Origin of the sequence: Povalibacter sp. (assembly GCF_036520495.1) — a bacterium.
Lineage (GTDB): Bacteria > Pseudomonadota > Gammaproteobacteria > Steroidobacterales > Steroidobacteraceae > Steroidobacter.
This window is the reverse complement of record NZ_DATDJO010000026.1, coordinates 168,136-193,641: the sequence shown is the minus strand read 5'-3', so window position 1 is coordinate 193,641 and position 25,506 is coordinate 168,136. Positions and strand designations below refer to the sequence as shown.

Here is a 25,506-nt window from a genome sequence, read left to right as displayed (position 1 = left end):
TGCGTCGTGCGATTTCGTACGACCTGCCGACGGCGTAAGAAAAGCGCTGTCGGACATAGCCGCAGCACGCAAAAAACGTCTCCTTCACGCTGCAACTTCACTGCGTGCCGAACGTTGATCAAGAGGATATCCGGTGCAGGTATCGAATGGTCGATCGACCATGCCTCGACAAAGATTTGCACCGACAACAGGAGACTCACATGCCGAATCGCACCGACGATCAGAAGCGCAGCGAAGAGCAGCAGAAGCAGAATCGCATCAATCAGGGCGGGAGCCAGATGGGCGAGGAGAATCGCAAGAGCAACCAGCAGGCCCAGGAAAGTCCCGACAAGCAAAATCCGAACAAGGAAAATCCGAACCCGAGCGTGCAGAATCAGCCCGGACAGGGTCAGCCCGGGCAGGGTACGCAGCGCCCGGGTCAACAGTCCGGCGGCACCGCAACCGGTCAACAGCGCCAGGATTCCGGCCAGCGCACTGACCAGCCTGGACAGAGCCAGAATCGGACCGGCCAGCAAGGTGGGAGCACCGACAATCGCAGTGAGCGCGATCGCAACCGGACCTGATCTGCAAATATCCTCAATGAGGTAGAAGAAAGCCAGCCCCTTGGGCTGGCTTTTTTTGGGGAAACTCGAGGCGGGCCTGACCGGGAGCGGTGCGACTCGCGGCTGCCCTTGAAGTGTTGCTGGATAGATCGCATCTACCTGTCCCTGCCCTGTCCCTGCGTCCCCTCCCGAGTCCAGCCATGACCACTCAGTTGAAGATCGATTTCGTGTCCGATGTGTCCTGCCCGTGGTGCGTCGTCGGGCTCAGGTCGCTCGAGCAGGCTCTGCAGCGCATCGGCGACGCCGTCACTGCGGACATCCATTTCCAGCCGTTCGAGCTCAATCCGCAGATGCCGGCGGAGGGACAGGACATCGCCGAACACATTGCGCAGAAGTACGGATCAACGCCGGAGCAACTGGCGCGCAATCAGGAAGGGATCCGCGCCCGTGGCGCCGAACTCGGCTTCTCGTTCAACATGGAGAAGCGCGGTCGCATCTACAACACATTCGATGCGCATCGACTGTTGCACTGGGCCGAACTGGAGGGCCATCAATCGGCATTGAAGAATGCGCTGTTTACGGCGTACTTCACCGACGGTCGCAATCCCAGCGATCGTGAGGTCCTGGTCGATATTGCGGCCAGCGCCGGTCTTGACCCCGCGCGCGCTCGCGAAGTGCTCGAATCAGATCGTTACGCCGCAGAGGTTCGTGAACGCCAACAGTTCTATGCGCAGCACGGCATTCGTGCAGTGCCGTCCGTGATCATCAATGGTCAATACCTGATTCAGGGTGGTCAGCCCGTCGAAATGTTCGAGCAGGCGCTGCGAAAGATTGCTGCCGAGACGCAGCAGCAGTCCGGGACCTGAGGTTCAGCGCGTCTCCCGGAAGGAATGGTTCATCCATCGGACCATGCACGAAGGCCCCAGCGTACTCATGCGCGGGGAATCGGCGCCCTTCGATAGACTCCCCTTCGATAGACTCAGGGCGCACGGAATAATTCAGAGCTGCCCTGAAGCGCGTTGCGCTACTCATTCAGAAACAACTGCGCGATCGATCGTGCTGTCTGATACGGCTCCGGCTCTTCCCGGTTCGTCAGCACGATCACGGTGAGGCGCTGCTGCGGATAACGCACGATGACGTTGCGGAAGCCGCGCGTCTCGCCGGAATGCCACAGCGTCGTGCCGCCGACCTCTTCTGGTGTGATGCGCCAGCCCATGCCGTACTCGATTCGTGGATCCTCCGTCCTGGTCACTGGCGTGAACGCGAGTTCACGAGACTCGTCGCTCAACAGACGCTCGTCGTAGAGCGCCGCGTCCCAGCGCGCGAGATCGTCGATGGATGAATAGATGCCGCCGTCGCCGAGCACGGCACTCGTCTGGCTTTGGTCGGTGCGACCCCACCTGCCATTCTCGAAGGTGTAGCCGTAAGCGCGATGGGGAACGGCCGAAACGCCTTCCTGATGGGCGACCGTGTTGCTCATGCGCAAGGGTTGAAAGATACGCGCGCGCAGGAAGGCCGCGAAGCTTTTGCCCGATGCCCGCTCGACGATCAGCGCGAGCAAGGCATAGCCACCGTTGCTGTAGCGATAGCTCGTGCCCGGAGCGAAGTAGGTGCGGTCCTGTCCTTCCAGGATTTTCAGTATGTCGGCGTCATGCAGCTGCTGCGTCATGTCAGCCGGGATGACTTCTTCGTAGTCGATCAGGCCGGACAGGTGTGACAACAGATGACGAACGGTGATGGCCTTCGTGGCAGACGGGAGATCGGGAAACCATCTGCTGATGGGATCGTCGAGTTGCAACTGGCCATCCTGCATCAGCAGCAGGATCGAGGCGGCAGTGAACTGCTTGGTCACCGAGGCAAGGCGGTAATTGGTGTCCGGCGCGGCCAGCGTGCGCTTCTCGAGATCGGCAAAGCCGTAGCCACGATGTACGACCGCTGAGCCGTTATGCAGTACGAGCACCGAGGCGCCGGGCACCTCGCCGTCGTATGCGCTCATGAGTTCGTCGATCTGCTGTTGTTGCATGCGTGGATTCCGCTCGCCGCCATTGCTGCAGGCGGCGACTGCAATCGTCAGTGTCAGGAGGAGCGCGCGCCTCATCTCATGGGCAATCACGTATCCGGGTGAACGCGAGGTCGTCGTAGTCATAGCTGAAGTCGGCATCCGGATCCACTTTGCTGAGTTGCAACGTTGCCGGCTGCGCGGAGGAGAATTCGAGCCAGGGCTCGGCGTCGATGCTGTCGTCGTCCCAGTCCACCAGCCGTCGTTCGCCGACCTGCATGATGCGTCCGGCCATCCGCGGCGACTTTGCGGCGACGAAACCAACAGTGCTTTCCCGGGCGCAGATCGACACGTCGCCGAACCAGGGATCGCGATAAACGCCGAGCCATTGGGTCATGTTCCCCGGTGTAACCGCCTGCCGCGAGGATGTGTCGTGCGCGCGGTTCTCGGCAGGCTCCCGTGCGCGCTCCGATTCCAGTGATTGCGCATACCAGGTGACCGCTCTCGCCCGGTCCGGATCCGTGAGGTACTTCGCCAGAACGGTGTTCAGCACGGCACGTGCGTCGCTGCCATCGCCATTGATCAGGAAGACGAAGCCGGCATTGCGCTCGGGAAACAGATTCACCGCCGAGAACATGCCTGCGAGCGTGCCCGTATGTGCGACCCGCAGCACGCCGTCGACATCAGAGACGCGCCAGCCGTAGCCATAGGCATTGAAGCGGCTGCCATCCCATTCGCGCTGGCGCCTGGAGAGTGGCATGGGCGTATGAGCGCTCCACACCGCGGTGCGCTGTTCTTTCGAGAGCCATACGTCGCCCTGCTGCGATTCCAGGTCCGCGTCCAGCCACAGCTGCATCCACGTCAGCATGTCGTTCAGGCTGCAGCGAATGCCGCCGGCCGCTGCAGACGTGCTGACTGGCACGTTCGCCTCATCGGCACGGATGACCACATTGCCGTTGTACTGGCGCATGTGCGGCTGCGCCACATTGCCGACGGCCTCGCGGTTGAATGCCCCGGCCTGGCAGCGGGACATGCCGAGCGGTTCGAACAATTCACGACGCACGAGATCTTCGTAACTCGCACCGCCGGCCGCCGCGGCGACTTCGCCGGCAACGACATACATCAGGTTGTCGTAGGCGTAGCGCGAACGAAAACTGTGCTGCGGCATCAGGTGCGCAAGCCCGGCGATGATGTCCGCGCGCGTGAACTGATTCGGCTCCGGCCACAGCATCAGATCGCCCGCGCCTTCTCGCAGGCCGCTGTTGTGAATCAGCAGGTCGCGAACCTGCATGTTCTGTGTGACCCACGCGTCGTACATGCGAAACTGCGGCAGGTACTTCGTGACCGGGTCGTCCCACTTGAGCTTTCCCGCATCGACCAGTCGCGCCAGCACACCCGTCGTCATGGCCTTGCTGTTCGAGGCGATCTTGAACAGGGTATCGGCGTTCACCTGCTGACCGGAACCCGCACTGAGTTCACCAGCGGTGCGTTTGTAGATGACCTTGCCATCCTGGATGACGCCGAGTGCGATGCCGGGAAGGTGGTATCGCTGGACGACGTCGTCGACGATGGTGTCGAAGGTCTCGATCTGCGAGGGCTGTGCGGGTGCCTGCGCGCAGGAAGCGATGCCCAGAAGTGCGGCGAGCAGTGGGGCACGAGAGAAGTTGAGTGGCATGCGGCGGGGTTGTTGCTGGCTGTGGCGTCAGCCTAACCCGCTGGACACTTGCCGGCACTTCTCCCGTAGAAGCCCACTCCCTGTGGGTCCGGTTTCAGCCGGACCAGTCCTGAAGAAGCCCGGCCGGCGCCGCACCCACAGGCAGATCCTGGCCTGGCTTTCCCCGCCACCTTGAAAATCCTCTCCGGGCGCCCCATTTGGCCCGCAGTCAAATATCATTCGCGCCCTCGCGAATCCCAGATGGAGCCCGACCGATGACCGATAGTGCCACCCAGACAATGGGTTTTCAGGCTGAAGTGAAACAGCTGCTGCGGCTGATGATCCATTCGCTGTACAGCCACAAGGAAATCTTCTTACGCGAACTCATCTCCAACGCCTCCGATGCGCTGGACAAGTTGCGTTTCGAAGCGCTGGCCAGGCCGGAACTCGCGGGCGGCGACAGCAATTTCGCCATCACGATCGACACCGACGACAAGGCCCACACGGTCACGATCACCGACAACGGCATCGGCATGACCCGCCAGGAGGCGATCGACCATCTGGGCACGATCGCGAAGTCCGGCACCGCGGAATTCCTGTCGAAGCTGAGTGGCGACCAGAAGCAGGATGCTCAGCTCATCGGCCAGTTCGGCGTCGGTTTCTATTCGTCCTTCATCGTGGCCGACCGGGTCGAGGTCTTCTCGCGCCGGGCGGGCGAGCCTGCGAGCGAAGGCGTGCACTGGGAATCTCGCGCCGATGGCGATTTCACGGTCTCCAATGTCGAGCTGCCGGAACGCGGCACGAAGATCGTGCTGCATCTGAAGGAAGGCGAATACGAATTCGCCGATGCGTTCCGTATCCGTGCGCTGGTTCGCAAGTACTCGGATCACATTGCCTTTGCGGTGCGCATGCGCAAGTCGGAGACGGATGCCGAATACGAAACCGTCAATCACGCGCAGGCGCTGTGGACACGGCCGCGCACCGAATTGAAAGACGACGATTACAAGGAGTTCTATCGTCATGTGACGCATGACTACACCGATCCGCTCGCGTGGTCGCACGGCAAGGTCGAAGGCAAGAAGGAGTACACGAGCCTGCTGTATATCCCGGCCCGTGCGCCGTTCGATCTGATGCATCGCGACGCCGCGCGCGGGGTCAAGTTGTATGTCCGCCGCGTCTTCATCATGGACGACGCCGAGCAGTTCCTGCCGCTGTACCTGCGCTTCGTGAAGGGCGTGGTCGACTCCGCCGATCTGCCGCTCAATATTTCGCGTGAAATGCTGCAGCAGGATCCGGCCATTGACACGATTCGCACCGGCCTCACGCGTCGCACGCTCGATCTGCTGGCCAAGCTGGCCAAGGACGAGCCCGAGAAGTACGCGACGTTCTGGAAGCAGTTCGGCTCGGTGCTCAAGGAAGGTCCGGCCGAAGATCATGCCAATCGCGAGCGCATTGCCAAGCTGCTGCGTTTCTCGTCGACGCATACCGACGCTGACTCGCAGGACGTTTCGCTCGAAGACTACGTGGCGCGCATGAAGCCGGGTCAGACGGCCATCTACTACGTGATTGCCGATACCTTCGGCGCCGCGAAGTCGAGCCCGCACCTGGAGGTGCTGCGCAAGAAGGGCATCGAGGCATTGCTGCTGTCCGATCGGGTCGACGAATGGCTGGCGGATCATCTGCATGAGTTCGACGGCAAGAAGTTCGTGAATGTCGCCCGCGGCGAACTGGACCTGAGCGCCCTGCAGACCGAGGACGAAAAAAAGTCGCAGGAATCGCTGGCGAAGGAACACGCGGAACTGATCGAGCGCATCAAGAAGTCGCTGGGCGACAAGGTGAGCGACGTGCGTGTGACGCAGCGTCTCACCGAATCGCCGGCCTGCCTGGTGCTGGGCGAGAACGACATGGGCGCGCAGATGCGCCGCATTCTCGAAGCAGCGGGGCAGAAGGCGCCGTCCGTCAAGCCAGCGCTGGAAATCAATCCAACGCACCCGCTCCTGGCGCGGATCGATGCGACAAAGGACGATGCGGAGTTCGATGATCTGTCGCTGCTGGTCCTTGACCAGGCAACGCTGGCGGATGGCGGCCAGCTGCCTGAACCGGCCGCGTTCGTGCATCGGCTCAATCGCCTGTTGCTGTCGATGAAGTAGTTGCCTCGACCTGAGGCCGTCGCGTACGAGAACGCCGCCCTGCCCGTGTGGGGCGGCGTCGAGCGCATACCGTAGAGGTCCCTGAATGTTGCGATCGAAGTGGGTCGTCCTGGTGGGCGTGGTGTGGCTGGCGGCCTGTTCGCCCGAACCGCCTCCTGATCGGAGTGTCGCGCCGATGCCCGTCGTTCCCGAACTGGTCAAGACCGATGTCGCTGTCGGCAGCGGTGCAGCCATTGCGAAAGGACAGACCGCCGTCGTGCACTACACCGGCTGGTTGTATGCGCCCGGCGCGCCGGAGGATAAGGGCGTCCAATTCGACAGTTCGCGCGATAGCGGCCGGCCTTTCCGTTTCAAGGTCGGCGCGGGTCGCGTCATCGAGGGCTGGGATGAAGGCGTGGCCGGAATGATGGTCGGTGGCCGCCGCATCCTGCTGGTGCCCGCGGACATGGGATACGGCAAATCCGGCGCCGGTCGTGTGATTCCGCCGGGAGCGCCGTTACTGTTCGATGTCGAGCTGTTGGCCATCGAGAACTGAAGCTGCGCGCCGGATCCGTACGATGACTCTGAATACACCGCGTCCCCTGATCGAGACCCTGAGGATTCCCGGCCCCGCCGGTGAACTCGAAGCGATTCTCGAAACTCCTCCAGACACCGTTGCCGAGAACGTGATCGTGATCTGTCATCCGCACCCGCTCTACGGCGGCACGATGACCAACAAGGTCGTGCACATGCTCGCCAAGGCGTGCAACGAGCTCGGGGTGCCCTCGGTGCGCTTCAACTATCGCGGCGTTGGCCGAAGCGCAGGTGCGTACGCTGAGGGCAATGGCGAAACCGACGATGCAGTCGCCGTGCTCGACTGGGCCCATGAGCGCTGGCCCGATGCCGGTTTGTGGTTGGGTGGATTCTCGTTCGGGGGCGCAGTCGCAATACGGGCGGCCGTGCGTCGCGAAGTCCGCAGACTGATCACAGTGGCGCCGGCCATTCGGCGCGTTGCCGTCGACGATGGCAATCTGCCGCAGTGCCCGTGGTTGGTGGTGCAGGGCGATCAGGATGAACTCGTCGATTCCGCCGATATCCAACGCTGGGTGGCGAGTCTGTCCACACCGCCTGAGCTGGTGATGCTGGAGGGCGTGCAGCACTTTTTCCACGGCCGCATGAACGACCTGCGTCAGGTCGTGCTCGACTGGGCCAGGCGAACGGCCTGAGCGCATAACGGGAGGTCTCGGTGCTCGATCATCTCAAACGAATCTTCGGTAGCGAGCCTGCGCCTGCGGGTCTGTTGCAGATCCGCGAGCCGCTGGATCTGGCGATCGCATCGCTGCTGGTGGAACTGGCGCGGGCGGATTTCTCGGAGTCAGACGCCGAGATCGAGGCGATCCATCACGTGCTTGGCCGACGCTTCGGCATCAGCGACGAGACGGTGGATGAGCTCATCAGTCGCGCGATGCGGCGGGCGGACCGGGCGGTTTCCCTGCATGAATTCACGCATCGGCTGAATACGGAGCTGCCCCACGACGACAAGCTCGCCATCATCGAAATGCTGTGGGAAGTGAGCCATGCCGATGGCCGCATCGACAAGCACGAGGAGCACCTGGTGCAGCGGATTGCGGGCCTGCTGCACATCTCGGATCGCGACCGGATCCGCTTGAAGCTCAAGACGATCGTCGGAGATTGAGGCGGGTCGACTGGTCAACGGGCGGCTGGTCTGCCGGCCAGAGAAGAATTGAAGAGTCGTGAGGCCACTCTTCTGCCTGTGGGTTCGATTCCCGCCTCTGCGGGTGGTCCCGGCATTGCCTCCCCCACCTCTCTATGCGGGTGGTCCCGGCGTAGCCTCCCACACCTCTGCGGGTGGTTCAGGCACTGCCTCCTGTAGTCGGGCTTTTTTTTCATTGTCCGGCTCGAGCCGGACCCACAGAAGAGTAGAAGGGAGTGCCCCCGGGGCCGCGAGAGTCGCGACACCCCGGAGGCAGAGAACCGTAGATCAGTTCACCATTTCCTTGAGGCTCTTCAGAGCCGCAATGCGAACTTTCTTGCTGGCCGGCTTGGCCTTGAACATCATCTTCTCACCCGTGAACGGGTTCACGCCTTCGCGTGCCTTCGTCGCAGGCTTCTTCACAACCTTCATCTTCAGCAGGCCGGGCAGGGTGAACAGTCCCGAGCTCTTGAGGCTCTTCTTCACGATGCCGTTCAGCGATTCGAACACATCGCTGGCCTGCTTCTTGGCCAGGCCGGTGTCCTTCGAAATCTGAGCGAGGATCTCCGACTTGGTCGGGGCTGCATTCTTTTTCGCCATTTGTATCTCCTGTGGATGTGACGATTCGCGCCCGCTTCGTGTGTGCCAGGTCGCGCCGGTTAGCAAGACGCGCGGGAAAATAGCATAAGATTCTGCGGGAAATAAGCGGCGTGCGATCTTTTTTAGCTATTTTTTCAGGGTTTTTCGCGGCGAGCGTTCCGTCGTTACCGTGCGACGGTCATCTCGCGTTGCAAACTGCATCGCGTCGCAGTTCTTCATGGAAGAGAAGAAGCTCCAAGGAGATCACGGGGCGGAAGAAGCATTGAATGCGAGAGAGTCGAGTTCAAAGGAGGATCATGTCCTCTCGAAGCTCGAATCTACGTGCGCAGCATCAGGGCCTGTTTCGTTCCTGCCCTGTGTTCCCGTCCCGTGGAATTTCCTTTCGGTCATGTCCCCCGTGGAGCAATTCTGATCCGGTTCCTGATCTCAGCTCGCGTCGAACTCCCGCTTGAGCTTGACCTCCAGCGTGCCTGACTGACCCTCGGGAGTGACCTTGATATCGAACACGAGAATCTCGGAGCCGCTGATCGACGTTTCTCCGATGTAGTAGATCGCGTCGCCTTCCGCAACGCGGCGCATCTCCAGGTTCTTCAATTGCCCGTTCAGATTGTAGGTGTCGACCTGAACCGTGGCATTCATGGGTTTGCGCGGCGCATGCTCTGCTTCCTTGCCGAGCAGAGTGACGTTGAGCATCACGCGGTTCTTGCTGCGCTGAATGCCGTAGGAACGGGCGATGTCCGGAGTCAGGGTGTCAGTTCGAAGCGCGTTGAAGTGCACCTCGTAATTACCGAAGTCCTTGAAGGTTTCGCCCAGGTCCTGAGCGGGCGGTGCCTTCGACTGCGGCGCGTCATTGCAGCCGGCCAGGGTCAGGAGCGCGCCCAGAAGCAACGTGATGCAGGTGCCTGTGGTAGTCGCTCGCATGTGGCTGGGCCTCTTGTTGTAGGCAGCGTGGCCGCTGCAGTCGACCATCACTATAGACCAATGCATGTGCGTCGCGGCAGGGTGATCGCGGTCGTAGATTCCACAGTTACGCCGGGTCGACAGTCAGCTGCGCGATTTCCGGCGGCACGGTGCGTGGACTATCGATGCGAATCGTCTTGACGCGACCGGTCTCGCCACGCAGCAGCGTGACGCGCGAGCGTGGCACATCGAACAAGGCGGCGAGCCACTCGATGAGATGCCGGTTGGCCTTGCCGTCGACGGGCGGTGCGGTGATGCGGACGCGCAGGCGTTCGCCATGGAGTCCGACGACGGCGTCGCGCGACGCCCCCGGCTGTACGTGCAGGTGCAGGATCAGTGCATCGCCTTGCCTTTGAACGGCCGGCATCGCGAGCTAGCTGATCAGGATGTACAGCGCCTGCAGACCGATGATCACGAACAGCGCCGAGAGATCGATCCCGGCAATGGCGGGGATGAGGCGGCGAACCGGGCGCAGCAGCGGTTCGCAGAGACTTTGCAGCAGCGAGGCCGCGGGGCTGTAGGTGCCGGGCGCCACCCAGCTCAGCAGGATGTAGAGGAACATGGCGTACGTATAGAAGAGCAGGATCGTCCCGAGGAGGCTGAATAGCGCGACGCGCAGAAACCAGGCCGTACCCATGAGACCCGGATAGGCCATCAGCACCCACAGGACAGCGGTCGCTGCCAGTTGCACCAGCAGCAGCGCGACGATCGATGCCGTATCGACCTTGCCGATCGGCGGCACGATCCGGCGCAGCGGCAGGACCAGCGGATTGGTGAGGCGGATCACGGCCTGCGAGAGCTGGTTGCGCGAATCGGCGCGAGCCAGGGGCAGCAGGACGCGCAGCAGAAAGACCACGATCACGATCTGCAGCAGCGCGCGAACGATAAAAATCAGGGCATCCATGGGAAAGGCTATGGGCTCTAGGCTGTGGGCTGTAGGGCGGAACGATCAAGCAAGGCTACAGGCTGTAGGTTCGTAGGCTGCTGGCGTGTGGCGAGAACTTGAAGCAAACCACTTGGTCTTGGTCCGATCCACAACCTACAGCCTACAACCCATAGCCTTCTTATTCTCCAAACTCGTCGGCGAGTTCGGCAGAGCGTCGCGCAGCGGCAGCGACAGCTGCGGAAAAGATAGCACGGACGTTTTCCGACTCGAGGACGCGCAGCGCAGCTTCCGTGGTACCGCCCCTGGAAGTCACCTGCTGCCGCAAAGTGGCTGGCGAGTCGCTCGATTCACGCGCCATCCGTCCTGATCCATAAGCCGTTTCTACGGCGAGTTGCCGGCTGGTTTCCGGCGACAGGCCGAGTTCGATGCCAGCCTGCTCGAGCATTTCGATCACCAGGAAAAAATACGCCGGACCGCTGCCGGAGACGGCAGTGACGACGTCCATCTGCGATTCCTGTTCGAGCCACAACGTTTTGCCCACGGCGCTGAGCAGATCGGCTGCGATCCTGCGGTGGTCTGCGGATACTTCCTCGGTGGCAAACAATCCGGTCATGCCGCATCCCTCGAGTGCCGGGCGATTCGGCATGCAACGGACCACCGGTGCGCCGCCGGACCACTCATGGATATCGCTCGCGCGAATGCCTGCTGCGACTGAGATGAGCAATGGCTTGCGCGCCAGCGCCGGTGCCAGGCCCGTCGTGACCGCGCGCATTTCCTGCGGTTTGACGGCCAGTACGATGACGTCTGCACCAGTCACCGCTTCCAGATTGCTGGACGTGCCGCGCACGCCAAACTGGCTACGCAAAGCTTCCAGCTGCGCCGGGAGGGGATCCGCTACGATGATGAGCTTCGCGTCGCGGCCGCGTGCGATGAGGCCGCCGATGAGGCTGCGGGCCATGTTGCCGCCGCCGATGAAACAGAGTGAATGAGGCATGGTACGGGAAGCTCGATGGATGAGTGACACCGGGTCGGTCCAGGCCGCAATCATCCATGCATCCTCTCATCCAGTCACGCACGCTGCCGTTCGCCGAACAGCGCCGTCCCGATGCGGACGTAGGTCGCGCCGGCCGCGATGGCTGCTTCCAGGTCGGCCGACATTCCCATCGACAGGGTATCTACAGCGAATCCGCTGGCCTGTAGCTCGCGCAAAAGCGAGTGGAGGCGATCGAACAGTTGCTTCTGCTCGTCGAAAGAATCACGCGGCGGCGGTAGCGCCATGAGTCCGCGCAGTCGCAGGTGAGGCAGTTCGCTCACTTTCGCCGCCAGTGCCGGGATCTCGTGCGGTTCCAGGCCGCCCTTGCCGGGTTCGTCCTCGAGCCGCACCTGCAGGCATACGTTCATCGGAGGCAGACCCGGCGGACGCTGGTCGTTCAGTCGCATTGCCGTGCGTTCGCGATCCAGCGTGTGGACCCATGCGAATGATTCTGCGATCGGGCGGGTTTTGTTGGCCTGGATCTGGCCGGTGAAATGCCAGGTGAGCGGCAGATCCCGGAGGTTCTCCTGTTTGGGGAGTGCCTCCTGCAGATAATTTTCGCCGAAATCGCGTTGGCCCAGCTCGGCCAATGCCCGAATCGCCGTCGCCGGCTGTCCCTTGCTGATGGCGACCAGTCCGACAGATTCCGGGGTTCGACCTGCGCGAGTCGCCGCAGATGCGATGCGCGTCCGGGTCGTTGCAAAGCGTTCTGTCAGATCATGATCCGGCATTCATCGTCATCCAGGTCGTCCGGTCGCTTCTCGCATCGCACACAAGCGGATCGAGAGACGGCGGGGATACCCGCAGATACGCGCTTTCGCGCCGAAAACTGCGGACTAGTTAACATATTTGGCGCGTTGGCGCTCCGCTATACTCAAAGCAGCGTGTCGCCGTGCGTGCCATGTCAGCCGCGGGCGAAACGAATGCAGAAGGTTTGCGGCGCACACGCGTACACGCACGAATTAAGGATTTCTTCATGCCCGTTGATATCGCGCAGTTGCTCGCGTTTGCCGTCAAGAACAACGCCTCGGACCTGCACCTGTCCGCCGGCGTGCCGCCGATGATTCGCGTCGACGGCGACATGAAGCGTATCAACATGCCGTCACTGACCCACAAGGAAGTGCACAGCATGGTGTACGACATCATGAACGACAAGCAGCGCAAGGCTTACGAAGAGTTCTACGAGACCGACTTCTCCTTCGAGATTCCCAAGCTGGCGCGCTTCCGCGTCAATGCGTTCAACCAGAATCGCGGCGCCGGCGCCGTCTTCCGAACCATTCCGTCGCTCATCATGTCGCTCGACGACCTGAACGCGCCGAAGATCTTCAAGGACATTTCCATGCATCCCCGCGGCCTCGTGCTCGTGACCGGTCCGACCGGTTCCGGCAAGTCGACGACGCTGGCGGCGATGATCAACTACATCAACGACAACAAGCCCGATCACATCATCACGATCGAAGATCCAATCGAATTCGTGCACGAAAGCAAACGATCGCTGGTGAATCAGCGCGAAGTGCACCGCGACACGCTCGGCTTCTCGCAAGCACTGCGTTCGGCACTGCGCGAAGACCCCGATATCGTGCTGGTCGGCGAAATGCGCGACCTGGAAACCGTCCGGCTGGCGCTGACTGCTGCCGAAACGGGCCACCTGGTGTTCGGCACGCTGCACACGACCTCGGCCGCCAAGACCATCGACCGTATCGTCGATGTGTTCCCGGCGGCGGAAAAGGAAATGGTCCGCACGATGCTGTCCGAATCATTGCGCGCGGTCATTTCGCAGACGTTGCTCAAGCGCATCGGCGGTGGCCGCGTAGCGGCGCACGAGATCATGATCGGCACGCCCGCGATTCGTAACCTGATCCGCGAAGGCAAGATCGCGCAGATGTATTCGGCGATCCAGACCGGCCAGTCCTCGGGCATGCAGACCCTCGACCAGTGTCTGACCGAACTCTTGCAGAAGGGTCTGATCTCGAAGGAAGAGGCGCGGTTCAGGGCGCAGAACAAGGATGCGTTCTGAGCGCGCCACTGGGGCGAGAGGTTTTAGGCTCTAGGCTCTAGGGAAGAGGGAAGAGGGAAGAGGGAAGCGGAAGCGGAAGCGTGGGCAGACACGGAACGAAGATGCTGTTATCTCTCGTTCCGACCTGGCGCCTAGGGCCTAGCACCTGGGGCCTAGCGGGAGCGAACAGTGGAACGCGAACAAGCCATCAAACTGATGCAGGACCTGCTCAAGCGCGTCGTGGAGCGCAAGGGCTCGGATCTGTTCATTACCTCGGGATTCCCGCCGGCCATCAAGGTCGACGGCGAAATCCGTCCGCAGTCCGAGCGCATCCTGACGCCGGAGCAGAGCGCCGTGCTGGTGCGTTCGATCATGAACGACAAGCAGACGCGTGAATTCGACGCCAGCAAGGAATGTAACTTCGCGATCGCGCCGGCTGGCATCGGTCGTTTTCGCGTCAGCGCCTTCGTGCAGCAGGGCCTGATCGGCTGCGTGGTACGAACGATCAACGCAAAGATCCCGACGCTCGAAGAAATGATGCTGCCCCCGGTCCTGAAGGACGTGGTCATGACCAAGCGTGGCCTGGTCATCCTGGTCGGCGGCACGGGATCTGGTAAATCGACGTCGCTGGCTGCGATGCTCAACTACCGCAATGAAAAGACCCGCGGTCACATCATCACGATCGAAGATCCGGTCGAGTACGTTCACGATCACAAGGGCTGCGTGATCACGCACCGCGAAGTCGGCGTCGACACCGAGTCCTGGCACATGGCGCTCAAGAACACGCTGCGTCAGGCGCCGGACGTCATCCTGATCGGCGAAATCCGCGACCGCGAAACCATGGAATACGGCATTCAGTTCGCCGAAACCGGCCACCTGGTGCTCGCAACGCTCCACGCCAACAGCGCCAACCAGGCCCTGGATCGCATCATCAACTTCTTCCCCGAGGAGCGGCGCGAACAGCTGCTGATGGATCTGTCGCTCAATACGCGCGCCCTCATCTCTCAGCGTTTGATCCCGCGCGATTCAGGCGCTGGCCGTATCGCCGCGATGGAGATCATGCTCAACTCGCCACTGATCGCCGACCTGATCTTCAAGGGCGAAGTGGCGGCAATCAAGGAAGTCATGGCCAAGTCGAACCGGCTCGGCATGAAGACCTTCGACCAGTCGCTGTTCGAGCTCTATGAGGGCGGCTTGATTTCGTACGAGGACGCGCTGCGTAACGCCGACTCGAAGAACGAAGTGCGCCTGCGCATCAAGCTCGAGAGCAAGCGCGAACTGAAGATCAACGATGAGGCAGGCAGCAGCCTGCGCATCATGGAAGACGAGACCGACCACACGTTCGGCAGGTGAGAGTTCAGGATTTCACACAGAGCCGCGGAGAAATCAGGAAGCAGGAGCAAGAGTCTCCCCGGGGCACACGGGGAAGAGATTTTTTCTGTCTTGCCCCGTGTTCGCCGTGTACCCCGTGGAGAATTCCCTGTCTGGTTCGTTCGGTCTCCGTGAACTCCGTGTGAAACGTCTTTCTCGGGAAGCAGGAAAATGGCAGTAGACGGCGAAGCGATGGACAGTACCGGGAACACGGGCAGCGGGGAGCGCCCGGTCGTTCTCAATACCAAGCCGCTGTTCAAGCTGATGGTGGACAAGCGCGCGTCCGACTTGTTCTTCACGTCCTACGCGCCGATCAAGATCAAGATCGAAGGCCAGATCTTTCCGGTCAACAAGCAGATGCTGACGCCCGAAGTCGTGCGTCAGGCCGCTTACGGTCTCATGACCCAGGAACAGATCGAGGCGTTCAACGAGGAACTCGAGATCGATTTCGCCATCTCCGAGCCGGGCCTGGGCCGCTTCCGCGTGAACGTGTTCCACCAGCGCGGCAATCCGGCAATGGTGCTGCGTTACATCACCGCCGACATGCCGCGCCTCGATGACCTGGGCCTGCCGGAGATCCTCAAGGATCTGGTCATGATGAAGCGTGGCCTGCTGCTCATGGTGGGTGCGACGGGCTCGGGCAAGTCGACGACGCTGGCGTCGATGATCAATTACCGCAACGAGAACTCATCGGATCACATCATCACGATCGAAGACCCGATCGAGTTCTTGCATTCCAACAAGAAGTCCATCATCAATCAGCGCGAGGTCGGCCTTGACACCAAGTCGTACGCACGCGCCCTGAAGAGTGCGATGCGTGCAGCGCCGGACATGCTGCTGATCGGCGAAATCCGCGATCGTGAAACGATGGAGTCGGCCATCATGCTGGCGGGCACGGGTCACCTGGTGCTGGCAACGCTGCATGCGAACAACGCCGCGGAAACGCTCGATCGCTGCATCAACATGTTCCCGCTCGACCAGCACACCCAGATCTTCCTGGACCTGTCGCAGTACCTGCGCGCCATCATCGCGCAACGTCTGGTTCCCGGTAAAAACAAGCGTCGCGTCGCTGCGGTCGAGTTGCTGATCAATACGCCCCACGTGCAGGAACTGATCAAGAAAGGCGACGTCATCGGCGCCAAGGAAGCGCTGCGCACCAGCAGCGAGAAGGGCATGCAGCACTTCGACACGGCACTGTATGAGCTTTACAAGGCCGGACGCATCACGATGGAAGATGCGCTGACCTACGCGGATTCCAGGACGAACCTGGAAGCGAAGATCAACTTCAGCTAGCGCGGGCTGGGCCAACTGGTCTGCCGGTCAGAGTCAGGAACCCCGCGCGGCAGCTACTTCCATCTCTGGCCAGTGAGCCAGTTGGCCAGTTGGCCGGCTCAGTCCCCAAACACCGCCTGCGCCTCAAACACCGGTCCATCCACGCACACCCGCTTCATCGCCGGTCCATCCGGCGTCATGACTTTCACTGCGCAGCCGGCGCAGCCGCCGACGGCGCAGGCCATGAATTCTTCCAGCGAGACCTGGCAGGGGATGTCGAACCGTTTCGCTACGGCGGCCGCTGCTTTCAGCATCACCGTCGGTCCGCAAGCGAACATCTCGACTTCCGCCAGCGCGCCGCGATCGAGAGATCCAAGCCATGCGGCGGCGAGATCGGTGACATAGCCGTCGAAGCATCCCGGGTAGCCCGCGAGAGTCGCGAGCCGGCTGGGCACGCCCCATTCTTCGAGCATGGGCATGCACGCGATGGCGCCGTCAGGCATGCCGGGCAGGAGAATCGTCGAAGGGCGCGCGCGGAACGGAAACGGCACTTCCGATCCCATCAATACCAGTGGCTTCCAGTCCGCATCGTTACTCTGCCGGAGCGCTTCGGTGAGGAACACCATGGGCGGAATGCCGACACCGCCGCCCACCAGCAGCGCGCGGGGACGCTGTGGATGCGGCACGAAGCCATTGCCGATCGGTCCGAGCGTGCTGATGCGATCGCCCGCGCGCTTCGCTGACAGCAGCTGCAGGCCCGGGCCAACGATCTTGTACAGAACCTCGATCACGCCGCGCTGCGCGTCCACGCGCATGATCGACAGCGGTCGCCGCATCGGCAGGGATTCATCGCAACTCAGGTGTACGAATGAGCCGGGCTTCGCCGCGGCCGCACACTTCGGCGCCTTCAGTTTCAGGATGAACTGATTCGCCTCGAACGCCTCCTGCGCGACGACTTCAGCGTCTTCGAGGAAGATCGTGCCGCGGTGAGGCTTGTGTGTTGTGGTCATGAGGAAAGAAACAGGAATTCCACGGGGAGCACGGGGATCACGGGGCAAGCAATGAAGAGTCGGAGCGAGAATCTGCGGGCCGCACGTCTCCTCTTCGACCCCGTGATCCCCGTGTCCCCCGTGGAGATCTTCTCTCTCCTGCGCTTCACGTCAGCTGCCGCCGCGCCTGCACATTGCGCGCGATCGTCGCCAGCACAGCCATGCGTACGGCAACGCCATTGGTGACTTGCTGCTGGATGACAGACTGCGGGCCGTCGGCGACATCGCTGGCGATTTCGACGTCGCGGTTCATCGGGCCCGGGTGCATGACGATGGCGTCGGGATTGGCTTTGCGCAGCCGCTCGGCGGTGATGCCGAAAGCACGGTGATAGCTGGCTTCATCGACGATGTGTGCACTGCTCATGCGTTCGCGCTGGATGCGCAGCGCCATGACGACATCGACTCCCGCGATGGCCTCGTCGATGTTGCTGAAGCGGCGGGCGTTGGCGAACTCGCCGGGTCTGGGCATCAGGTCGTCGGGCGCTGCGATACGAATTTCACCGGCGCCCAGGGTCGTCAGCGCCTGCAGGTCGGAGCGTGCGACACGCGAGTGCGTGATGTCGCCCGCGATCAGCACCTTGAGCTGGCTGAAATCGGGCTTGTGCTGGCGGATGGTGAGTGCATCGAGCAGGCCCTGCGTCGGATGCGACAAATGCGCTTCGCCGGCATTGAGGATGCAGACGTTCGGCGCCACGAATCCGGCGACATAGGCGGGCAGGCCCGGCTCGGCGTCGCGCATGATGAGAATGTCCGCGTGCATCGCCTGCAGCGTGTAGATCGTGTCGAGTACCGTCTCGCCCTTCACGCGCGATGAAGTCTGCATGTCGAGGTTCACGACATCGGCGCCAAGTCGATGCGCCGCGAGTTCGAAGGACACGCGTGTGCGCGTGCTCGGTTCGAAGAACAGGTTCGCGACGGTGTGGCCGGTCAGTGTCTGATCCCGCGCCGGCAGTTCGCCGGGCGAGCGCACATAGAACTGCGCCAGATCCAGCAGCGCGGTCAGTTCCTCGCGGCTCAATCCTTCCAGCGTAATCAGGTGCCGCAGCCGGCCTGCGCTGTCGCGCTGTACCGTTGCGCTCGTGTCTGAGTTTGTTTGGGCTTCGTTGCTCAATGTGGTGTCTTTCAAGGCGTTAAGGAGTGGAGAAGAATTTCCACGGGGGACACGGGATCGCAGGGGTCAGGACAAGATTTCCCCGTCTTACCCGGTGTTCCCCGTGGCAATGCTCTTCTGCGGAATTTCGGTCGCATCCGGTGCGTCGAACCACCGCTCCAGCAGTACCTTGGCGGCGGTCATGTCGACATCGGCGTGCGTCAGGCGTCGTCGTTTCAGTCCCTGGGCGCGGGCATCGCGCAGTTGCGCTTCCGCCTCGCGCGAACTGAGTCGCTCATCCACCAATGCCGCCGGTAAACCATAGCGGAGTGTCAGATCGCGTGCGAAGGAGCGGGTCGATTCGGTCAGGGTCGTTGGTGTGTCGTCCATATTATAGGGGACGCCGACGATCAGCCGGGCGGGGCGGTATTCCTCGATGAGTTTGCCGATGCCGGCCCACGGGATCGCGCCGTGACAGTCCAGCGTCGTGAGCGGGCGGGCAGTGCGGGTCAGCGTATCGCCGCTCGCGACGCCGATGCGGCGAGTGCCGTAGTCGAATGCGAGGATCAGTTGCGGCTGCGCCGGACCCTTGGTGGGGCCGGCCATCACGCGTGCCCGGCGGTGGAACTGAGGGTGGACAGATCGACGCCGATCAGCCGCGCCGCGGCATGCCAGCGCTGCTCGAACGGTGTGTCGAAGATGATTCGGGCGTCGGCGGGAACCGTGAGCCAGGCGTTCTGAGCCAGTTCGACTTCCAGTTGTCCTGCGCCCCATCCGGCATAGCCCAGCGCGACGATCGCGGTACCGGGCCCGTTGCCGCTGGCCATCGCGCGCAGGATGTCCGGCGACGTCGTGACCTGGATCTGCGAGGACACCTGGCGTGTGTGTTCCCAGGTGCCGCCGATCCGGTGCAGGACGAAGCCACGGTCGGTCTGGACCGGACCGCCCTGTAACACCGATTGCTGGCCGATCGCTTCGGTCGACGCCGACAGCTTCAGCTGCTCGAACACATCGGCCAGTTTCATCTGCAGCGGCCGGTTGATGATGATGCCCAGCGCGCCATCGGCGTTGTGTTCCCAGATGTACGTGACCGTCTGGGAAAAATTGCTGTCCGTCATCGCGGGCATCGCAATGAGGAACTGGTTGGTGAGGTAATCGCCGGCGGACATGATGCGGCAAGTATCCGTTGCGGCAGGGGCAGGCTCAAGAGGAGAGGCCGGTCTGCGGTCACTCTTTGCCGGCTTCGCCGTACTGCGTGCCGGCCGACACCGTGCCGCCGCTGCCACTCAGGAACTGCCATTCGTAAGCAAAACGCAGCTCGTCGTATTTCTTGCGCAGATCGGCAGGAAAGGGATCGAAGGGCGAGGCGAGCCGCAGAATCGACAGGGCGGCCTGATCCAGCTCCTTGCGGCCGCTGGAGCGGCGCACGATGATCTGGCCGAGGCTGCCGTCCGCCTTGATGGCGACTTCCAGCACCGGATTGGCCGTGGCCTTTGCATTGCGTGCGGTCTGCGGAAAATTCATCGTCCCCAGTCGCTCGACCTTGCGCCGCCAGGCGTCGAGATACGGTGCGATGATGGATTGGCGCGTGTTGGGAATGACCTCGTACTTGCCATCCTGGCGACCGCGCAATCGCAGTGCCGTATCCGTCGCATTGGTTGCGATCGGGCTGGGCGCTGTCGGCGCCAGGGCCAACGGTGTTTCGGCGGCGGTGGCAGGCGAGTCTTCACCGGAGCGATAGGACACCTCGCTGCGGTCGGCCCGGCTCGTCACGTATTCGTTGGAGCGTTGCCCGCTCGTGGCTTCGCGATACTCGCTGCCTGAACCATCGACCAGACCGTCCTGCTGCATGGGCAGCGCTGACGAGGCCGGATTCGCGGGCCGCACTGCATCATTGGTCGTGCCGGTACCCTGCTGATTGCGCTGCGCAAGGTACTCGGCGTTCGGATTGTCTGCGGCGCGCGTATCCGCGCCGGTCAGCAGCAGCACTTCGAGCGTAGGCGTCGGACCCGCGGGCGCCTTCGGGACCGCGAACGTCACACCCAGGATCACGATGCCGTGAAACAGCGCCGCCAGGAACAGCGTCGTTGTCAGGCGATCCTTGACAGGCGCGAGCGTGTCAGCGGCATCGTCCGGCAGAGTGTCGGAGGTCGAGGACATGCGTCCGTCAGTGATGGTCGGTCAGCGGCGCCATGTCCCGATGATAACGCCGACCTCAGGTCGCGATCGCCAACCTTTTCTCAATCGCTGTCATCAGCAGTGCGGCGATCTCGGTCTTGAACTGCTTGTCCAGTTCCCGCACGCCGGTCGGGCTCGTCACATTGATCTCGGTGACGTAGTCGCCGATGACGTCGAGGCCGACGAACAGCATGCCGCGCTCGCGCAATGCAGGGCCGATCTGACTGACCAGCCAACGATCCCGGTCGCTGAGCTCGCGCCCGTGGCCGCGAGCGCCTGCTGCAAGGTTGCCGCGGTTGTCTTGTTCCGTGGGAATGCGCGCCAGCGCGTAGGGTGCCGGTTCGCCATCGATGACGAGCACCCGTGAATCGCCGGTCGTTACGATCTCCGGCAGATACTTCTGCACGATCGCGTAACGCGTGCCGTACTCGGTCTGAGTCTCGAAGATGACATTGGCGTTCTTGTCGCCCTGATCGATCACGAAGATCGAGCGCCCGCCCATTCCGTGCAGCGGTTTGCACACCGCCCGGCCGTGCTCGCGCAGGAATTCGTGCATGTCGGCCATGTTGCGGGTGATCAACGTGGGCGCGCAGCACTGCGGGAACCAGGCCGTGTAGACCTTCTCGTTCATGTCGCGCAGACCCTGTGGGCGATTCACGATCAGGGCGCCTTGCTGCTCGGCCCGCTCCAGGATGTACGTCGTGTAGATGTACTCCATGTCGAACGGCGGATCCTTGCGCATGAGAATGGCGTCGAACGACCCCAGCTGCGCCGTCTGTGCCTCGCCGAGTTCGAACCAGTCCTTGAGATCGTCCCGTACCCGCACCGGCCGCAGCCGTCCGAAAGCCACGCCATCGCTCAGCCACAGATCTTGCTGTTCCGCATACCAGAGATCCCAACCGCGTTTCTGCGCCGCCAGCATCATTGCAAGCGTGGTGTCCTTGGCTGGCTTGATCGCGTCGATCGGGTCCATCACGACGACGAGGCGAACGGGGCGAGTGGCGGGCATGAGATGAATCCTGAATCGCTGGGCGGTTGGCAGTGGTTGGTCGACGGTTCGGACGCGGAAGCCGGGAGTCTGGACTGCAGGTCCGCCGCGCCGGCGTCAACGGTCAACGCGTTGTCGCGTGACCGACATCACGCTGCCGGAAAACGCGTGTGACGGGCTTCATATTATAGGAAGGCGGCCAATGGCAGGGCCCTGACCAATATGTTAAAAGTTTGCACCGTCGCGCAAGTCCCGTTGATTGCACAAGATTTCCGCTGTCTTCGCGTGCGCCGCAGGTGTTCGCGAGACATGCCCGGTGAGAAACAAGGCGCGCGAGGTCTACGAGGAAATGATGGACAACCTGGCAACGAACGAGCCGCGGCTTGCAGGTCTGAAAGTGCTGGTCATCGACGACAGCAAGACCATCCGTCGCACCGCCGAAACGCTCCTCACCAAGGAAGGCTGCGAGGTCTTCACGGCCGTCGACGGCTTCGACGCACTATCCAAGATCGCCGATCACCAGCCGGACATCGTCTTCGTCGACATCATGATGCCGCGGCTCGACGGCTATCAGACCTGTTCGCTGATCAAACACAACAAGGTGTTCCGCTCGATCCCTGTCATCATGCTGTCGAGCAAGGACGGATTGTTCGACCGCGCGCGCGGTCGCATCGTCGGGTCGGAGCACTATCTGACGAAGCCCTTCACCAAGGATGAATTGCTGAGCGCGATCGAGACCCACGTCGGGCAGGCGGTCCGCTAGGTTTTTTCCGGAGGCCACTGAATGCGCGGGCAGGCAGTCGCAGCAAGGTCGGAGCGAGGTATGTCCCTGATCCTCATCGTCGATGATTCGCCAACCGAAGTGCACGTCATGCAGAAGGCGCTGGAAAGCCACGGCTACCAGACGGCTTCCGCCGGCGATGGCGCGGAGGCGATCCGCAAAGCCAAGGCCATGAAGCCTGACCTCATTTTCATGGATGTGGTCATGCCGGGCGTCAATGGCTTTCAGGCAACGCGCAAACTCGCATCCGATCCGGACACCCGGTCGATCCCCGTGATCATGGTCACCTCGAAGGACCAGGAAACCGATCGCATCTGGGGCATGCGCCAGGGAGCGGTCGACTATCTCGTGAAGCCCGTGTCCATGGACAAGCTGATCGAGAAAGCACAGGCAGCGCTCGCCGACTGATCCGCCCAACCATGAACGCTCACGCTGCCTCTGCTCCCGCTACCGTGGCGACACTGCGCTCGCTGCGTGACAAGCCGTTCGAACTGCTGCGCGAGCTGGAACGCCTTGCTCGCGTCGCGCTCAGCGGCCAGGGCCGCGACGCGGCGAACGAACACGAATGGGTCGGTATCGCATTCCGCGTCAGCTCGGAAAATTTTCTGGTCGCGCGCGACGAGACGCGCGAAGTGCTCGGGTTTCCCTCGGTCGTGACGCGCGTGCCGGGCGCCAGGCCCTGGATCCGCGGTCTGGCCAATGTCCGCGGTCAATTGCTGCCGCTGGTCGATCTGCGCGCCTTCCTTGGCGGTGGTGTCACCACCATCGGTCGCGGATCACGGGTGCTGGTCGCCAACCATCGCGAAGTGCCCGCCGGATTGCTGGTCGATGAGGTTCAGGGTTTCCGGCGTTTTGTCGATAACGAATTTGGCACTGCCGTGCCGCCGACCATCATCCGCTGCGAACGCTATCTCGCAGGTACGTTTCGCCGCGGAGCGGACAACTGGCCGGTTTTCAGTCTGCGCAGTCTGCTCGAGAGTCCGGAGTTTCTGCAGGCGGCCGCGTCGTGAACGCTGCCGTAAAGGTCATGAGAACGGTCGTGAAAGATTTCAGGCAGAGCATCCTTGCTGACGCGGCGGTCATCTGCGCGTGGCGGGTGGGTGCGGAGTGGGTCCATGGCCGAGGCTAATGCGAACAAAATGCACGGCGTGCGGTTCCTGCCGTTGCTGCTCGGCATCGCGCTGGTCTGCATCGTGATTGCAGTCGGGCTGTTGCTGTTCGCCGGCAGGCATTCCGGCCAGGACGCGCAGCAGGTGCGTCACATCAATGAGGTCGTGGCGCTGTCGCAGAAGATCCCATCGTTGACGACGGGAGCGCTTTCCGGAAAGGCAGAAGCGTTCGGCGCGCTGGCCAAGGCGCTCGATCGCTATTCGAAGCTGGTCGAGGAAGCCGGGCCGGAAGCGCGCAGCTTCGGTCCTTCGGTGGAACTGCAGAAACTGTCGCAGACGATTCTCGCTTCGCGCGAAGCCACGCTCGCGGTCCAGAAGTCTGCAACCGACGTGCATGCTCTCGTGCCGCAGTTGCTGCAATCGCTGGGCAATGTCGTCAGCAGCCTGGGTTCGAACGGCATCGAAGGCATGACGCGGCACATCGAGCGATTCGAACTCACCGGTCTGCGTCTGCAGCAGGACATGGAAGCGCTGGCTGGCGGTGTTGGCGATGCTTCGCTGATCGCGCGGCGTCTCGCTGACGGTATCGATTACATGGGGCAGGTGGTGGGTGGCCTCGGCGGCCAGGACGCCGGGCTCGGACTGACAAAGGTGACCGGCCCCGACGCCGAGGCGCGCCTGAAAGCCATGAGTACGCTGTACTCACAGTTGAGCGAACAGGTGCGCACCGCCATCACATCGGCCGAACGTCTGCGGGTCGCCCGTGAAGCCGGCGTGTCGGTTGCGACCGAAGCAGACAAGATCTACACGCACTTCCAGGATCGCATCGATCTGCCCGTCGCCGCCGATGACCTGCTCGGCAGCAATGTGCTGCCCTTGTCACTGCTGGGTGTGGCCGCCGTCTCGCTGCTGATTCTCGGACTGCTCTTTGCCACTGGCGGCGACATCCGCAAGACCGTGCAGACGCAGGCCAACAAGAACGAGCGCAATCAGGAAGCCATTCTGCGCCTGCTCGATGAACTCTCGAGCCTGGCCGACGGCGATCTCACTGTGCAGGCGACGGTGACGGAAGACATCACCGGCGCCATCGCCGACTCGATCAACTACGCGATCGAAGCGCTGCGCGAACTGGTCGCCACGATCAACGATTCCGCCATCACGCTCGATGGCTCCGTCAAACAGACGCAGGATTCTGCGGGGCTGCTGGCGAAGGCTGCCGTGGCGCAGTCACGCCAGATCGGTCTCGCCTCCGAATCGGTGGCCGCGATGGCCGGGTCGACGGAAGAAGTGTCAGGCAACGCCGAACGCTCCGCTGACGTCGCACGCCACTCGGTGGACGTGGCGCACAAGGGCGGCGACGCCGTGCGCCGCACCATCGACGGCATGAATGCGATCCGCGAGACCATCCAGGAAACGTCGAAGCGCATCAAGCGTCTCGGCGAGAGCTCGCAGGAAATCGGCAACATCGTCGAACTGATCAACGACATCGCCGAGCAGACCAATATCCTCGCGCTCAATGCGTCGATCCAGGCCTCGATGGCGGGCGAATCCGGCCGTGGCTTCGCGGTCGTGGCCGACGAAGTGCAGCGCCTCGCCGAGCGCGCCGCCAACGCCACCAAGCAGATCGAAGTGCTGGTGCGCACGATTCAGGCGGATACGAACGAAGCCGTCGTTTCGATGGAACGCAGCACCACCGACGTCGTGGGTGGAGCACTGCTCGCCGAAAATGCCGGCGCCGCACTGGAAGAGATCGAGCAGGTCTCGAACCAGATCGCGAGCCTGGTGCAGAACATCTCCGCGAGCGCACGCCAGCAGGCGTCAGCCGCACAGAACATCGCACGCAACATGAACGCCCTGCGCGAGATCAGCTCGCACACGGCGGAGAACTCGGCAGCGACTTCCAACTCGGTTGGCAAGCTCGCCGAACTGTCATCGCAGTTGCGTAAATCGGTGTCCGGATTCCGGCTGCCCGATGCGGCGAGCGGCGGCACGGAGTTGCTGGCCGATCCGGCCCGCAAAGCCGCCACGGTGGCGTCCGTCATGTCCACCACACCGCCGCCCAAGAAAGTCAGCGGCCTCGCTCGCTGAGCGACCAACGGGAGTTGCATCGATGACCTCACGTCCGTTGCGCAGTGTCCGGGGGATTTGCTGACCC

The 25,506-nt window shown here is 62.4% G+C and carries 27 protein-coding genes; 13 read left to right on the top strand and 14 right to left on the bottom strand.

Going from position 1 to position 25,506, the window contains the following annotated elements; all coding sequences use genetic code 11:
* The first annotated feature begins 200 nt into the window (after positions 1 to 200).
* Together VIZ63_RS09795 and VIZ63_RS09790 are read left to right on the top strand one after the other, a co-directional pair.
* Positions 201 to 563 carry a hypothetical protein gene (locus VIZ63_RS09795; protein ID WP_331609393.1) on the top strand — a complete coding sequence of 121 codons (363 nt, stop codon included), beginning with the start codon at positions 201 to 203 and terminating at the stop codon, positions 561 to 563.
* 179 nt (positions 564 to 742) lie between these two features.
* Positions 743 to 1,408, top strand: coding sequence for a DsbA family oxidoreductase (locus VIZ63_RS09790; RefSeq protein ID WP_331609392.1), 666 nt, complete (start codon positions 743 to 745; stop codon positions 1,406 to 1,408).
* A gap of 158 nt (positions 1,409 to 1,566) precedes the next feature.
* On the opposite strand, the gene VIZ63_RS09785 is transcribed toward VIZ63_RS09790, so the two are convergent.
* Both VIZ63_RS09785 and VIZ63_RS09780 read right to left on the bottom strand, forming a co-directional pair.
* Positions 1,567 to 2,565 carry a serine hydrolase domain-containing protein gene (locus tag VIZ63_RS09785; protein ID WP_331609391.1) on the bottom strand — a complete coding sequence of 333 codons (999 nt, stop codon included), beginning with the start codon at positions 2,563 to 2,565 and terminating at the stop codon, positions 1,567 to 1,569.
* A gap of 76 nt (positions 2,566 to 2,641) precedes the next feature.
* Complete coding sequence (locus VIZ63_RS09780; protein WP_331609390.1) at positions 2,642 to 4,216, bottom strand: serine hydrolase domain-containing protein; 1,575 nt, start codon at positions 4,214 to 4,216, stop codon at positions 2,642 to 2,644.
* Positions 4,217 to 4,470: 254 nt separating this feature from the next.
* Between VIZ63_RS09780 and htpG the strand changes: the two genes are divergently transcribed.
* The 4 genes from htpG (at position 4,471) to VIZ63_RS09760 (ending at position 8,020) form a co-directional block, all read left to right on the top strand.
* Positions 4,471 to 6,345 carry a molecular chaperone HtpG gene (gene htpG / locus VIZ63_RS09775; protein WP_331609389.1) on the top strand — a complete coding sequence of 625 codons (1,875 nt, stop codon included), beginning with the start codon at positions 4,471 to 4,473 and terminating at the stop codon, positions 6,343 to 6,345.
* Positions 6,346 to 6,430: 85 nt separating this feature from the next.
* Complete coding sequence (locus tag VIZ63_RS09770) at positions 6,431 to 6,880, top strand: FKBP-type peptidyl-prolyl cis-trans isomerase (protein WP_331609388.1); 450 nt, start codon at positions 6,431 to 6,433, stop codon at positions 6,878 to 6,880.
* 22 nt (positions 6,881 to 6,902) lie between these two features.
* Complete coding sequence (locus VIZ63_RS09765; protein ID WP_331609387.1) at positions 6,903 to 7,550, top strand: alpha/beta hydrolase; 648 nt, start codon at positions 6,903 to 6,905, stop codon at positions 7,548 to 7,550.
* Between the two features lie 20 nt (positions 7,551 to 7,570).
* Positions 7,571 to 8,020 (top strand): TerB family tellurite resistance protein, encoded by a 450-nt coding sequence (locus tag VIZ63_RS09760; protein ID WP_331609386.1) that lies wholly within the window; start codon positions 7,571 to 7,573, stop codon positions 8,018 to 8,020.
* A 306-nt stretch (positions 8,021 to 8,326) separates the two neighbouring features.
* Here the strand turns inward: VIZ63_RS09760 and VIZ63_RS09755 are convergent, their stop codons facing one another.
* From VIZ63_RS09755 to VIZ63_RS09730, 6 genes are all read right to left on the bottom strand, one after another.
* Entirely contained in the window at positions 8,327 to 8,638 is a 312-nt protein-coding gene (locus tag VIZ63_RS09755; RefSeq protein WP_331609385.1) for an HU family DNA-binding protein, read from the bottom strand.
* Positions 8,639 to 9,064: 426 nt separating this feature from the next.
* Positions 9,065 to 9,559, bottom strand: a complete 495-nt coding sequence (locus VIZ63_RS09750) for a DUF4426 domain-containing protein (RefSeq protein ID WP_331609384.1) — start codon at positions 9,557 to 9,559, stop codon at positions 9,065 to 9,067.
* A gap of 106 nt (positions 9,560 to 9,665) precedes the next feature.
* Positions 9,666 to 9,965 (bottom strand): DUF167 family protein, encoded by a 300-nt coding sequence (locus tag VIZ63_RS09745; RefSeq protein WP_331609383.1) that lies wholly within the window; start codon positions 9,963 to 9,965, stop codon positions 9,666 to 9,668.
* Positions 9,966 to 9,971: 6 nt separating this feature from the next.
* Positions 9,972 to 10,502 carry a YggT family protein gene (locus VIZ63_RS09740; RefSeq protein WP_331609382.1) on the bottom strand — a complete coding sequence of 177 codons (531 nt, stop codon included), beginning with the start codon at positions 10,500 to 10,502 and terminating at the stop codon, positions 9,972 to 9,974.
* A 160-nt stretch (positions 10,503 to 10,662) separates the two neighbouring features.
* A complete protein-coding gene (gene proC / locus VIZ63_RS09735; RefSeq protein ID WP_331609381.1) occupies positions 10,663 to 11,478 on the bottom strand; it encodes a pyrroline-5-carboxylate reductase in 816 nt (271 codons plus the stop codon).
* A 74-nt stretch (positions 11,479 to 11,552) separates the two neighbouring features.
* Entirely contained in the window at positions 11,553 to 12,248 is a 696-nt protein-coding gene (locus VIZ63_RS09730; protein WP_331609380.1) for a YggS family pyridoxal phosphate-dependent enzyme, read from the bottom strand.
* Positions 12,249 to 12,493: 245 nt separating this feature from the next.
* Between VIZ63_RS09730 and VIZ63_RS09725 the strand changes: the two genes are divergently transcribed.
* From VIZ63_RS09725 to VIZ63_RS09715, 3 genes are all read left to right on the top strand, one after another.
* Positions 12,494 to 13,534: a type IV pilus twitching motility protein PilT gene (locus VIZ63_RS09725; protein ID WP_331609378.1), complete on the top strand. Its 1,041-nt coding sequence runs from the start codon at positions 12,494 to 12,496 to the stop codon at positions 13,532 to 13,534.
* A gap of 168 nt (positions 13,535 to 13,702) precedes the next feature.
* Positions 13,703 to 14,866, top strand: coding sequence for a PilT/PilU family type 4a pilus ATPase (locus VIZ63_RS09720; RefSeq protein ID WP_331609377.1), 1,164 nt, complete (start codon positions 13,703 to 13,705; stop codon positions 14,864 to 14,866).
* A 189-nt stretch (positions 14,867 to 15,055) separates the two neighbouring features.
* The gene (locus tag VIZ63_RS09715) at positions 15,056 to 16,177 is read left to right on the top strand and encodes a PilT/PilU family type 4a pilus ATPase (protein WP_331609375.1); all 1,122 of its coding nucleotides are present in this window, start codon (positions 15,056 to 15,058) and stop codon (positions 16,175 to 16,177) included.
* 98 nt (positions 16,178 to 16,275) lie between these two features.
* Here the strand turns inward: VIZ63_RS09715 and VIZ63_RS09710 are convergent, their stop codons facing one another.
* The 6 genes from VIZ63_RS09710 to gshB form a co-directional block, all read right to left on the bottom strand.
* Entirely contained in the window at positions 16,276 to 17,166 is an 891-nt protein-coding gene (locus VIZ63_RS09710; protein WP_331609374.1) for a dihydroorotate dehydrogenase electron transfer subunit, read from the bottom strand.
* A gap of 145 nt (positions 17,167 to 17,311) precedes the next feature.
* Positions 17,312 to 18,316: an aspartate carbamoyltransferase catalytic subunit gene (locus VIZ63_RS09705; RefSeq protein ID WP_331609373.1), complete on the bottom strand. Its 1,005-nt coding sequence runs from the start codon at positions 18,314 to 18,316 to the stop codon at positions 17,312 to 17,314.
* Positions 18,317 to 18,403: 87 nt separating this feature from the next.
* Entirely contained in the window at positions 18,404 to 18,901 is a 498-nt protein-coding gene (gene ruvX / locus VIZ63_RS09700; protein ID WP_331609372.1) for a Holliday junction resolvase RuvX, read from the bottom strand.
* Positions 18,901 to 19,464, bottom strand: a complete 564-nt coding sequence (locus tag VIZ63_RS09695; RefSeq protein WP_331609371.1) for a YqgE/AlgH family protein — start codon at positions 19,462 to 19,464, stop codon at positions 18,901 to 18,903. Before VIZ63_RS09695 ends, ruvX begins: the two co-directional genes overlap by 1 nt.
* Before the next feature lie 58 nt (positions 19,465 to 19,522).
* Entirely contained in the window at positions 19,523 to 20,455 is a 933-nt protein-coding gene (locus VIZ63_RS09690) for a TonB family protein (RefSeq protein WP_331609370.1), read from the bottom strand.
* A 55-nt stretch (positions 20,456 to 20,510) separates the two neighbouring features.
* Positions 20,511 to 21,482, bottom strand: coding sequence for a glutathione synthase (gene gshB, locus VIZ63_RS09685; protein WP_331609369.1), 972 nt, complete (start codon positions 21,480 to 21,482; stop codon positions 20,511 to 20,513).
* A 331-nt stretch (positions 21,483 to 21,813) separates the two neighbouring features.
* Between gshB and VIZ63_RS09680 the strand changes: the two genes are divergently transcribed.
* From VIZ63_RS09680 to VIZ63_RS09665, 4 genes are all read left to right on the top strand, one after another.
* Positions 21,814 to 22,224, top strand: a complete 411-nt coding sequence (locus VIZ63_RS09680) for a response regulator (protein WP_331609431.1) — start codon at positions 21,814 to 21,816, stop codon at positions 22,222 to 22,224.
* 60 nt (positions 22,225 to 22,284) lie between these two features.
* On the top strand, positions 22,285 to 22,650 hold the full coding sequence (locus VIZ63_RS09675; protein ID WP_331609368.1) for a response regulator transcription factor: 366 nt from the start codon (positions 22,285 to 22,287) through the stop codon (positions 22,648 to 22,650).
* An 11-nt stretch (positions 22,651 to 22,661) separates the two neighbouring features.
* A complete protein-coding gene (locus VIZ63_RS09670) occupies positions 22,662 to 23,252 on the top strand; it encodes a chemotaxis protein CheW (RefSeq protein ID WP_331609367.1) in 591 nt (196 codons plus the stop codon).
* Between the two features lie 105 nt (positions 23,253 to 23,357).
* Positions 23,358 to 25,439, top strand: coding sequence for a methyl-accepting chemotaxis protein (locus VIZ63_RS09665; protein WP_331609366.1), 2,082 nt, complete (start codon positions 23,358 to 23,360; stop codon positions 25,437 to 25,439).
* Positions 25,440 to 25,506: the final 67 nt, after the last annotated feature.

Bases quoted from the DNA above. Each gene is read 5' to 3' on its own strand.
- VIZ63_RS09690 (WP_331609370.1), bottom strand. From the start codon at position 20,455: ATGTCCTCGACCTCCGACACTCTGCCGGACGATGCCGCTGACACGCTC.
- htpG (WP_331609389.1), top strand. From the start codon at position 4,471: ATGACCGATAGTGCCACCCAGACAATGGGTTTTCAGGCTGAAGTGAAA.
- gshB (WP_331609369.1), bottom strand. From the start codon at position 21,482: ATGCCCGCCACTCGCCCCGTTCGCCTCGTCGTCGTGATGGACCCGATC.
- VIZ63_RS09795 (WP_331609393.1), top strand. From the start codon at position 201: ATGCCGAATCGCACCGACGATCAGAAGCGCAGCGAAGAGCAGCAGAAG.
- VIZ63_RS09750 (WP_331609384.1), bottom strand. From the start codon at position 9,559: ATGCGAGCGACTACCACAGGCACCTGCATCACGTTGCTTCTGGGCGCG.
- VIZ63_RS09670 (WP_331609367.1), top strand. From the start codon at position 22,662: ATGAACGCTCACGCTGCCTCTGCTCCCGCTACCGTGGCGACACTGCGC.
- VIZ63_RS09780 (WP_331609390.1), bottom strand. From the start codon at position 4,216: ATGCCACTCAACTTCTCTCGTGCCCCACTGCTCGCCGCACTTCTGGGC.
- VIZ63_RS09680 (WP_331609431.1), top strand. From the start codon at position 21,814: ATGGACAACCTGGCAACGAACGAGCCGCGGCTTGCAGGTCTGAAAGTG.
- VIZ63_RS09755 (WP_331609385.1), bottom strand. From the start codon at position 8,638: ATGGCGAAAAAGAATGCAGCCCCGACCAAGTCGGAGATCCTCGCTCAG.
- VIZ63_RS09790 (WP_331609392.1), top strand. From the start codon at position 743: ATGACCACTCAGTTGAAGATCGATTTCGTGTCCGATGTGTCCTGCCCG.
- VIZ63_RS09785 (WP_331609391.1), bottom strand. From the start codon at position 2,565: ATGCAACAACAGCAGATCGACGAACTCATGAGCGCATACGACGGCGAG.
- VIZ63_RS09725 (WP_331609378.1), top strand. From the start codon at position 12,494: ATGCCCGTTGATATCGCGCAGTTGCTCGCGTTTGCCGTCAAGAACAAC.
- proC (WP_331609381.1), bottom strand. From the start codon at position 11,478: ATGCCTCATTCACTCTGTTTCATCGGCGGCGGCAACATGGCCCGCAGC.
- VIZ63_RS09665 (WP_331609366.1), top strand. From the start codon at position 23,358: ATGGCCGAGGCTAATGCGAACAAAATGCACGGCGTGCGGTTCCTGCCG.
- VIZ63_RS09715 (WP_331609375.1), top strand. From the start codon at position 15,056: ATGGCAGTAGACGGCGAAGCGATGGACAGTACCGGGAACACGGGCAGC.
- VIZ63_RS09730 (WP_331609380.1), bottom strand. From the start codon at position 12,248: ATGCCGGATCATGATCTGACAGAACGCTTTGCAACGACCCGGACGCGC.
- VIZ63_RS09745 (WP_331609383.1), bottom strand. From the start codon at position 9,965: ATGCCGGCCGTTCAAAGGCAAGGCGATGCACTGATCCTGCACCTGCAC.
- VIZ63_RS09770 (WP_331609388.1), top strand. From the start codon at position 6,431: ATGTTGCGATCGAAGTGGGTCGTCCTGGTGGGCGTGGTGTGGCTGGCG.
- VIZ63_RS09765 (WP_331609387.1), top strand. From the start codon at position 6,903: ATGACTCTGAATACACCGCGTCCCCTGATCGAGACCCTGAGGATTCCC.
- VIZ63_RS09695 (WP_331609371.1), bottom strand. From the start codon at position 19,464: ATGTCCGCCGGCGATTACCTCACCAACCAGTTCCTCATTGCGATGCCC.
- VIZ63_RS09740 (WP_331609382.1), bottom strand. From the start codon at position 10,502: ATGGATGCCCTGATTTTTATCGTTCGCGCGCTGCTGCAGATCGTGATC.
- VIZ63_RS09675 (WP_331609368.1), top strand. From the start codon at position 22,285: ATGTCCCTGATCCTCATCGTCGATGATTCGCCAACCGAAGTGCACGTC.
- VIZ63_RS09710 (WP_331609374.1), bottom strand. From the start codon at position 17,166: ATGACCACAACACACAAGCCTCACCGCGGCACGATCTTCCTCGAAGAC.
- ruvX (WP_331609372.1), bottom strand. From the start codon at position 18,901: ATGGCCGGCCCCACCAAGGGTCCGGCGCAGCCGCAACTGATCCTCGCA.